The sequence below is a fragment of the Aestuariivirga sp. genome, assembly GCF_041738905.1.
GTDB lineage: Bacteria > Pseudomonadota > Alphaproteobacteria > Rhizobiales > Aestuariivirgaceae > Aestuariivirga.
The window spans coordinates 1-9491 of the sequence record NZ_JBGSOZ010000071.1 but is presented as its reverse complement, the minus strand read 5'-3'; the positions used below and the strand labels follow the sequence as shown (position 1 = coordinate 9491).

At 62.5% G+C, this 9491-nt stretch carries 8 protein-coding genes; 2 read left to right on the top strand and 6 right to left on the bottom strand.

Annotated features, from left to right (window positions below):
* Positions 1 to 249 precede the first annotated feature (249 nt).
* Positions 250 to 2397 carry a sodium-translocating pyrophosphatase gene (locus ACEW8Q_RS05725; protein WP_373503096.1) on the bottom strand — a complete coding sequence of 716 codons (2148 nt, stop codon included), beginning with the start codon at positions 2395 to 2397 and terminating at the stop codon, positions 250 to 252.
* A gap of 373 nt (positions 2398 to 2770) precedes the next feature.
* Here ACEW8Q_RS05725 and ACEW8Q_RS05720 point away from each other — a divergent pair, with 373 nt between their 5' ends.
* Together ACEW8Q_RS05720 and ACEW8Q_RS05715 are read left to right on the top strand one after the other, a co-directional pair.
* Positions 2771 to 4855, top strand: a complete 2085-nt coding sequence (locus ACEW8Q_RS05720) for a calcium-binding protein (protein ID WP_373503095.1) — start codon at positions 2771 to 2773, stop codon at positions 4853 to 4855.
* A gap of 70 nt (positions 4856 to 4925) precedes the next feature.
* Positions 4926 to 5990, top strand: coding sequence for a hypothetical protein (locus tag ACEW8Q_RS05715; protein ID WP_373503094.1), 1065 nt, complete (start codon positions 4926 to 4928; stop codon positions 5988 to 5990).
* A gap of 8 nt (positions 5991 to 5998) precedes the next feature.
* Here the strand turns inward: ACEW8Q_RS05715 and ACEW8Q_RS05710 are convergent, their stop codons facing one another.
* The 5 genes from ACEW8Q_RS05710 to ACEW8Q_RS05690 all read right to left on the bottom strand — a co-directional run.
* Positions 5999 to 7204: an MFS transporter gene (locus ACEW8Q_RS05710; RefSeq protein WP_373503093.1), complete on the bottom strand. Its 1206-nt coding sequence runs from the start codon at positions 7202 to 7204 to the stop codon at positions 5999 to 6001.
* Positions 7201 to 7674 carry a transcription antitermination factor NusB gene (nusB, locus tag ACEW8Q_RS05705; protein WP_373503092.1) on the bottom strand — a complete coding sequence of 158 codons (474 nt, stop codon included), beginning with the start codon at positions 7672 to 7674 and terminating at the stop codon, positions 7201 to 7203. Before nusB ends, ACEW8Q_RS05710 begins: the two co-directional genes overlap by 4 nt.
* Positions 7671 to 8168, bottom strand: a complete 498-nt coding sequence (gene ribH / locus ACEW8Q_RS05700; protein WP_373503091.1) for a 6,7-dimethyl-8-ribityllumazine synthase — start codon at positions 8166 to 8168, stop codon at positions 7671 to 7673. The genes nusB and ribH overlap by 4 nt, the downstream gene beginning before the upstream one ends.
* The gene (locus ACEW8Q_RS05695; RefSeq protein WP_373503090.1) at positions 8165 to 8758 is read right to left on the bottom strand and encodes a riboflavin synthase; all 594 of its coding nucleotides are present in this window, start codon (positions 8756 to 8758) and stop codon (positions 8165 to 8167) included. The genes ribH and ACEW8Q_RS05695 overlap by 4 nt, the downstream gene beginning before the upstream one ends.
* A gap of 10 nt (positions 8759 to 8768) precedes the next feature.
* Positions 8769 to 9491: bifunctional diaminohydroxyphosphoribosylaminopyrimidine deaminase/5-amino-6-(5-phosphoribosylamino)uracil reductase (locus tag ACEW8Q_RS05690; RefSeq protein ID WP_373503089.1), on the bottom strand; the 723-nt coding region annotated here is incomplete at its 5' end.

Sequence of the window (9491 nt, the reverse complement as noted above, 5' to 3'; positions counted from 1 at the left end):
AGATCTAGCGCGTTGCCAACTACGGCCTTGAAGACGGCAAGGTGTTTGATTTCATCACGCGTTCGACTCCGACCAGCGGACAGGAACAGAGCTTTGTGCGCAATCTGCTGCGCGGGCTTGGTACGTTCAATCCGTTCGGAGTGTAACCGGGCGGGGCCAGCGGCCCCTATCCCGTCGGCCTGGTTCAGACAGACAGCAAAAAGCCCGGGTTCACGCCCGGGCTTTTCGATTCCAGCAGGTGTCGCGCGCTCACACTGCCAGATGCGAGAGCACCGCGAGCAGCAGCAGGGCGATGATGTTGGTGATCTTGATCGCCGGATTGACGGCGGGACCAGCGGTATCCTTGTAGGGGTCGCCGACGGTGTCGCCGGTGACGGAGGCCTTGTGGGCGTCCGAACCCTTGAAGTGCTTGACACCCTTGGAGTCCACGAAGCCGTCCTCGAAGGACTTCTTCGCGTTGTCCCAGGCGCCGCCGCCCGCCGTCATCGAGATGGCGACGAAGAGGCCCGTCACGATCACGCCCATCAGCATGGCGCCCACGGCCGAGAAGGCCGCGGCCTTGCCGGCGATGGCGTTGATGACGAAGAACACCACGATCGGCGAGAGCACGGGGAGAAGCGACGGAATGATCATTTCCTTGATCGCCGCCTTGGTCAGCAGGTCAACCGCACGCGCATAGTCCGGCTTCTCGGTGCCCTGCATGATGCCGGGCTTTTCCTTGAACTGGCGGCGCACTTCCACCACCACGGCCATGGCCGCGCGGCCAACGGCCGTCATCGACATGCCGCCGAACAGATAGGGCAGAAGACCGCCGAACAGCAGGCCGACGACAACCCATGGGCTCGACAGATCGAACGTGACGGTGCCGAGGCCCTCGAAGAAGCTGCCCGGCTGGGCATTCTCTGCGAAGTACTTCAGGTCCTGCGTGTAGGCCGCAAATAGCACCAGGGCGCCCAGGCCAGCCGAACCGATGGCATAGCCCTTGGTGACGGCCTTCGTCGTGTTGCCCACGGCGTCGAGCGCGTCGGTGTTGTGGCGCACTTCCTTCGGGAGGCCCGCCATTTCGGCGATGCCGCCGGCGTTGTCGGTGACGGGACCGAACGCGTCGAGCGCCACGATCATGCCGGCCAGGGCCAGCATGGTGGTGACGGCGACGGCCGTTCCGAACAGGCCGCCCAGCAGGTAGGTGACGATGATGCCGGCGACAATCACCAGCGCGGGCAAGGCGGTGGCTTCCATCGAGACGGCGAGGCCCTGGATCACGTTGGTGCCGTGACCGGTGATCGAGGCTTCGGCGATCGAGTTCACCGGGCGCTTGCCGGTGCCGGTGTAGTATTCGGTGATCCAGATGATCAGCGCAGTAATCACCAGGCCAACGACGCCGCACCAGAACAGGCTCATCGGCGTGAAGGTGGAACCCGATGCCGTGATCGAGACCGACATGCTGCCGAACAGCATGTAGATGACCGGGTAGAGCGCGATGAGCGACAGCACGCCCGTGGCGATCACGCCCTTGTAGAGGGCGCCCATGATGTTGTTGTTGGCGCCCAGCTTGACGAAGTAGGTGCCGATGATCGATGTGATGACGCAAGCGCCGCCGATGGCCAGCGGCAGGACCATGCCGGTGAGCTGGAATTCGGCGGGAAGCGAAATCGCCGCGAGCACCATGGTGGCGACAGCGGTCACCACATAGGTCTCGAACAGGTCGGCGGCCATGCCGGCGCAGTCACCGACGTTGTCGCCCACGTTGTCGGCGATGGTGGCCGGGTTGCGCGGGTCATCTTCCGGGATGCCGGCTTCGACCTTGCCCACCATGTCGCCGCCGACGTCCGCACCCTTGGTGAAGATGCCGCCGCCGAGACGCGCGAAGATGGAAATCAGCGAGGCGCCGAAGGAGAGCGCCACGAGGGCGTCGATCACCGTGCGGCTGGTTGGCTCCATGCCGAGCGAGCCGGTGAGGAAGCCGAAATACAGGGTCACGCCGAGGAGGCCCAGGCCCGCCACCAGAAGGCCGGTCACCGCGCCTGCCTTGAAGGCGAGGTCGAGGCCGCCAGCCAGCGACTTGGTCGCGGCCTGCGCCACGCGCACGTTGGCGCGCACCGAGACGTTCATGCCGATGAAGCCCGCGACACCCGACAGGATGGCGCCAATGGCAAAACCGATGGCCGCGTACCTGCCGAGCAGATAGGCGGCAATGACGAAGATCACCACGCCGACGATGCCGATCGTCGTGTACTGACGGTTGAGATAGGCCGTGGCGCCTTCGCGCACGGCCGCCGAGATCTCCTGCATACGGGCGGTGCCGGCGTCGGCAGCCATAAGGCCGCGCGTCGTCACGATGCCGTACACGATGGAGAGCGCGCCCGCGAGCACGATCAGCCAGAGTGTAGTGGTCATGATAAACCCTTGTGTTTGTTCACGTTGCCCCGGAAGCCCCTTGACGGATTGAGAATCCGCCCTGTCCCTGCCCCGGAAGGTGGCAGGGGTATGCCAAAACGACGCGCATTAGGCAATTGCTTTGAATCGAATGCAGCCTTGAAGATTTTCACGCAAACCCTTGATGGCTCAAAGCCTTGGGGCCGAAAGCTCTGGTGCAGCGCACAACGGCTTCACCTTCGTCTGGAGCCGATCTTCCGATCGGCGGCACGCGGCGATGACCATGGACGACATCGCGATCACCCGAGGAGTATCCTTTTGCACCAGACTTGACGGCGTGAGACAACATGTCCGCAGAGGCGGCAGACTGACCTTTCACCAAGGGAGTTCCAGCATGAGTGCGCGCAAATGGGGTTCGGAAACCCAGGTCAATACCAACACATCCGGAAATCAACAATTCGCCGATGTCGTCGCGTTGCCGGACGGTGGCTTCGTGGTTGTCTGGCAGGACGAAGACGCAACTGGCGGCGACGGAAGTCTGTCCTGCATCAAGATGCAGCGGTTCGATACCATGGGTGAAAAGGTTGGGGGCGAGGTCATCGTCAATACGACGACCCTGGGAAACCAGACGCTACCCCAAATTGCCGCAACGATTGAAGGCTTCGTGGTTGTCTGGCGAGACGGCTCAGGGCTGGCCAGAGACGGTGACGACATCCGCTATCGCAGGTATGATGCCGAGTGCATACCGCTCGACGAGACCGACCGTATCGTCACCGTGACCGGCAATACCACGGATGTCTGGGCCAGTGTCTCCACCTGGATTGGCGGTGGTTTTGTGATCGTCAGCCAGAACGTGACCGGAGAAATAAACTATAGCGTTTTCAATGCGAACGGATTGCAAGTCTTCAACTCCAGTATAGTCATCGAATCAAATTTCAGCTCACAGCCCGATATCGCAATTCTTAGAAATGAAGACGTTGTTGCTGCATATGTTGACGAAGTGACCGGCAATGTCCTGATGCAGATCAGTGCGGATTCCGTCATTTTTTCATCTTCAGTCGTCGTCAACGACACGCCGCATGGAGATATCGCAGACCCGGATATCCTCGCGCTCGCAAACGGCGGTTTCGTGATTGCGTGGAGCGACTTCAGCGGCCAATATCCGGATACTGAAAGATATGCAGTACGCATGCGGGCCTTCACGCCGGATGGTGTTGCTTTCGGCCCGGAAGTTACTGTCAATACCAATACTGTACATGACCAGAAACTTCCAGACATGGTGGCTCTGGCAGATGGCGGATTTGCCGTCATTTATGAGTCCAACGCCAGTTCTGTGATCCGGGGGCAGCTCTTTAATGCCGACCTGTCCCGGCGAGGGGCCGAGTTCACCGTCAGCAATATCAATTTCGATGAACACGAGGAGCCGGCCGTTACCCTTCTCGCCGATGGGCGGATCGCCGTCGTGTGGTCCAACGAACTTGGCAATCTCGACGGTGATACGTCCGGGGCTTCAGTGCAGGTACAGATCATCGATCCGCGCGACGGTATCATCGATGGCGATGCCGGCAATAATCTGCTTCACGGCCACGATGTTCTCGGCGACATCATGACGGGGTTTGGCGGCAACGATACGCTCATCGGCCTAGCCGGCAACGACCAATTGAATGGTGGCAATGGCGACGACACACTTCTTGGCGGCAAGGGTGACGATATCGCCTGGGGCGGTATCGGCGACGATGAACTGGCTGGCAACTCAGGTGAGGATGACATTTCCGGAGAGGCCGGAAATGACACTTTGCGTGGTGGCAGGGACGATGATGTGCTGTTCGGCGGCGATGGGCAGGATAGACTGTTTGGTGGTGATGGGGCCGACGTTCTGAACGGTGGCCAAGGCCTGGATACAGCAGGCTACACAGATGCTGGAGGCAGCATCATCGTCAGCCTTGACGGAAGCCTCACGCCGGGTGGCGCGGCGATCGGCGATCAGTTGATCAGCATCGAGAACCTCACGGGTTCCACGTTCAGCGATACGCTTGTTGGATCTGCGGCTGCAAATACGATCTCGGGCGTCAATGGCAGCGACATAATCGACGGCAAGGCTGGCAATGACAAGATTATCGGCGGGCGCGCAGCCGACACATTGACCGGAGGGAGCGGTAACGACGCATTCCGCTACTTGACCCTCAGCGATGGCGAAGACCTGATCAATGACTTTTCAAGCACAGGCGCGGGAAACAACGACCGGTTCGAGTTCAAGGGTACGTCGTTCGCCAATCTTCCCGCCGGAAAAATCAACGCTAACGAGTTTCAGAAGTCAACATCGAGTGTTGCGGCAGATGCAGATATCCGTTTTCTCTTCGAGACCGATACCGGCATCCTGCGTTTCGACGCGGACGGCAACGGCAGCGCTGCCGCCATCATCATCGCCACGCTGCAGTCTGGTGCCACCATGTCGATCAACGATATCGCGATCATCTGACGCCCGCCACGTTTCAGGCGCGATTTTCTGGTTTCTGGCGCTGGTCCGAACGGGGGCCGGGAGCAAGGCAATGAAGATAACTGCGCTGATCGTGGTGTCATTTGTGGCACTTGGCGCGACAGGTGCGGCGGTGGTGCCGCGCGGGCTTGAAGCAGCGGCATTGTTCGCAGGCCCGCGCGATGAACAGGCGGTGACGGAATATAGGCTTGCGGGCCGCTCGCCCGGCCAATACGCCGTCGAGATCGAAACCGCGCTTTCAGCCAAGGACGAGGAGCTTGCCGATAGTCTCGTCACTCTTGCGGGTGAAAGAAACATTGCGCTGCCCGCCGATCTTCTCGGTAAGGTCGAACGCGCCAAGGCCGAGGCCGATGCACGTGGTCTCGAGGATGCGTGGGACGGTTTCCTCTCCGGGCAGGCGCCAAATGAATCCGCGCTTGCCGGATCGGTGGCAGCCGATCTGACGGGCTTCGGCGATATGCGCGACCTGTTCCAGCAAGCCAACCGCTATGTTGACGGTCAGGAAGTGGACAGCTTTCTGGTCGGGCTGGCGGCTGTCGGCCTCGGCCTCACGGTCGCCACCTATGCCAGCGACGGGTTGCTGTTTTCGGCACGGAGCGGCGTCAGCACGATCAAGGCCGCGAAGCGCGCGGGACGCTTGTCCCCTGCCCTTCTGAAGCATGTGGGAGTTCTCGCCACGGATGCCGTCGATACCAAAGCCTTTGGCGTCATGGCCGCATCTCTCAAGAGCCTGGACCTTGCCGCAGCCCGCGCTGCGGCCAAGGCGCTGGTCAAACCTCAGGCTCTTGGCCGGATCAGTGACCTCGGCTCGGACGTGGCCACGATCGGCAGCAAGGTCGGCTATCGCGGCACGCTGCAGACGCTTGCCGTGGCGGAATCTGCCGAAGATGTGAGCCGTGTGGCGAAACTTTCCAGCCGTTTCGGCAAGGCCACGCGCGGCGTTCTGGTGCTCGTGGGCACCGCAATAACCTTTGCCAGCGTGGCAGGCACGGCGACGATGTGGCTCGTCACGTTGCTGATATGGGCCGGGGCCGCTCTCATGGCGGTGGCAAAACTCGCACTGTGGCTCGGCCGCTGGCTTTGGCCCCGGCGCGGGCCGCGCCTGCGGATCGCCTGAGAGCCGGGTCAGGCCGGTTTCGGTGACGCCCTGTGTGTCATCAGCCAGCCGATCATCACGAGGCCCAGCAGCACCATGGGGAACACCGCATAATTGACCGCGTCCCACCCGAACCATGCCAGCAGCTTGCCTGCGCTCAGCGAGGTGAGCGCCGTGGTGCCGAACACGAGAAAATCGTTCAGCCCCTGCGCCTTGTTGCGTTCGGCGGATTCGTAGGTGGTGGTGAGCAGTGTGGTGCCGCCGATGAAGCCGAAGTTCCAGCCCAGACCCAGCAGGATCAGGCCCACGGCGAAATTCTCGAATCGAATGCCCATGAGGCCCGCGACGGCGGCGGCCACCAGAAGCACCATTCCGAGCGCCGAGATTTTCTCCGCCCCGAAACGCGCGATGAGGCTTCCGGTGAAAAAGCTGGGCACGAACATGGCCAGCGCGTGCCACTGGATGACCCAGCTTGAATCCTGCACCGAGAAGCCGCAGCCCAGCATGGCGACGGGCGTCGCCGTCATCACCAGCACCATGATTCCGTAGGCGATCATGGCGGTCAGCGCCGCCACGATGTAGCGCGGCTGACGGGCTATTACCCCAAGCGGGCGGCCCGTCGGCTTGGCGATATCGTCCTTGTGCGGAATGTCTATGGCCAGCAGGAGAACTGCACCCAGTACGGAAAGCCCCGCCATCGCTGCCCATGTGCCGGCGAAGGTGACGGGGGAGAAGAGATCAACCGTGCCCATCACCATGAGCGTGCCGAACAGCGCCGCAGCGATGCCGCCCGTCATCACCCAGGAAATGGCTTTCGGGCGGAAGGCCGGGCTCGCCGTATCTGCCGCTGCAAACCGATAGTACGAGGCCGAAGCCTGATAGATGCCGAGCAGGAAGGCGCCGAGCAAAAACAATCCGAAGCTGCGCTCGAAGATAGCGTAGGTGCCGACGAGGCCTCCCACGGCTCCCGCGAGCGCGCAGGAGACGAAGCCAACGCGGCGGCCCACGCGCTTCATCATCAGCGAAATCGGGAAAGTTGTTGTCGCCGTGCCGATGATCATCATCGACATCGGCATGGTGGCCCATGCGGGATCAGATGACAATTGCGAGCCGACGAGGCCGGCAGTAACGACCAACGCGGTTGTCACCGCGCCATAGAGCGCCTGCGCGATGGCGAGGATCACCGCATTGCGGCGGGCCTTCGTGTCGTCGAAATGGACGGCCGGGGCCGTCACGCGGTGAATTCCTGCGGACGCTTCAGCCGCGCCAGCCGGTCGAGAACGCCATTGACGAAACGTGGCTCTTCCTTGCCGAAGAAGGCATCCGCCACGTCGACATACTCGCTGATCGCCACGCGGGCCGGCACGCGCTCCATGAACATCAGCTCAAAAGCCGCGGCGCGCAGGATGGCGCGCACGGTGGAATCCAGCCGGTGCAGCGGCCACGCCTTGTCGAGCAGTTGGTCGACGGCCGGATCAATGGTTTTCTGCTCGCGCACGACGCCATCGACCACTTCGCGCAGATGCTTGTAGTCGGCCTCGCCGCACTGGCCGTCCTCGAAATTCTCGCCCATGGCGCGCGACGAGAACTGCGCGAGAGTCTCGCCCACGTCGCTGCCCGAAAGGTCCATCTGGTAGAGCGCCTGAACGGCACCGAGCCGCGCGGCTGAGCGTTCGACGAGCTTGGCTGAGCGCTTGTCGGTCACGATTGGGCCATGGCGGCATCCGCCTCCGCAGCCTTGCGGCCCATCAGTCGCTGAAAGCGGATCATCGCAAGTGCTGCATCGGCAGCCCCGCCGCCCTTGTCCATGTCGTCGACCTTGGCGCGCGCCCAGGCTTGCGCCTCGTTCTCGCAGGTGAGGATGCCGTTGCCGATGCACAGGCCCTCGGTCGTCAGGTTCATGATGCCGCGCGCGCTCTCGTTGGCGACGATATCGTAATGCGTGGTTTCGCCCCGGAGCACGCAACCCAGCGCCACGTAGCCGTGGTAGAGCCCCGTCTCATGGGCCATGGCAATGGCGCCCGGAATCTCAAGTGCGCCCGGAACGGCGATGCGCTCCCATGTGGCGCCCGCCCGCTTGATGGCGCCAATGGCGCCCAGGCACAGCTCATCGCAAAGCTCGCCATAGAAGCGCGCCTCGAGGATGAGGATGTTGGCCCGCACCTGCTCAGCGGGGGCGTTCTGCTTTTCGATCTTCATGACGGTTTGTACTCTGTGAGGCGCGCCACATAGCGCGCCAGCATGTCGATTTCAATGTTGACGCTCTGGCCCGGCTTCATGCCGCCCCAGGTGGTGACGGCTTGCGTGTGCGGAATGATGTTGACCCCGAAGACGTTACCCTCGACCTCGTTCACCGTCAGGGAGGTTCCGTCGATCGCCACCGAGCCCTTCGGCGCGATGAAACGTGCAAGCTCGTTGGGCACCCGGAAGCGGAAACGCTTCGAGTCGCCCTCCGGCGTAATCGAGACGATTTCACCCAGCCCATCGACGTGACCCGAGACGATGTGGCCGCCCAGTTCATCGCCGATCTTGAGGGCCCGTTCGAGATTGATGGGTGTGCCTTCAGTCCAGTTGCCGAGCGTCGTCTTCGACAGGGTTTCGGCCGAGGCCTGGATCGCGAACCAGTCGCTACCCTTCTCGATGACAGTCAGGCAACAGCCGTTGCAGGCGATGGATGCGCCCATGTCGATGCTCGGCAGGTCATAGGCGGTCGCGATCTCGAAACGGGTATCGCCGCTCTTTGCAATGGCGCGGACCGTGCCGATGTCGGTGATGATGCCGGTGAACATGTTTTCCGCTTCAGTTGATGCGGGCTTCATAGACCGTCAGCACATCGCTCCCAAGCGTTTCCTGCTCGCGCATGGTGAATGGCTGCAATGCCTGATCCAGCGTCAGGCCCGCCAGCGCATCGACCCCGCCGGGGCCAAGCGGTTTCGGTGAGCGGACGAGGTGAAACTCATCGATCAGCCCGGCTTCGAGGAAACTCCGCGCCACCCGTGCTCCGCCCTCTACCATCAGGCGGTTGATGCCGCGCGCGCCAAGATCGGCCAGAACGTCGCGAACGTCCGCTCGCAGCACCTCGGCGCCGCGCCGCGCCAGATGCGAGGACGGCGGAAGATCGCCGCTGCGGCTCAGAACGAAGGGTTTCGGGGAGCGGTCTTCCAGACCGGGAAGGCGGCAGTTCAGTTCAGGATCATCCGCCAGCACCGTACCCATCCCCACGAGGATCGCATCGCACTGGGCGCGGAGCAGATGGACCCGCGCCTTCGCCTCCGGTCCTGAAATGGCCGTGCGCTGGCCCTGCCCCGCTGCAATCTTGCCATCGGCAGAAATTGCCATCTTTAGAATCACTTGCGGGCGGTGCTTCAGAATTCGAGTCAGGAAGCCGGCCATGTCGCGCCGCGCCTGGTCGGCACCGAGTCCGGACTGAAAGGCAATGCCTGCGCGGTCCAGAATGGCGTGGCCGCCGCCGGAGACGCGGGGGTCCGGGTCCTCGATCGCCGTCACCACGCGGGCAATCCC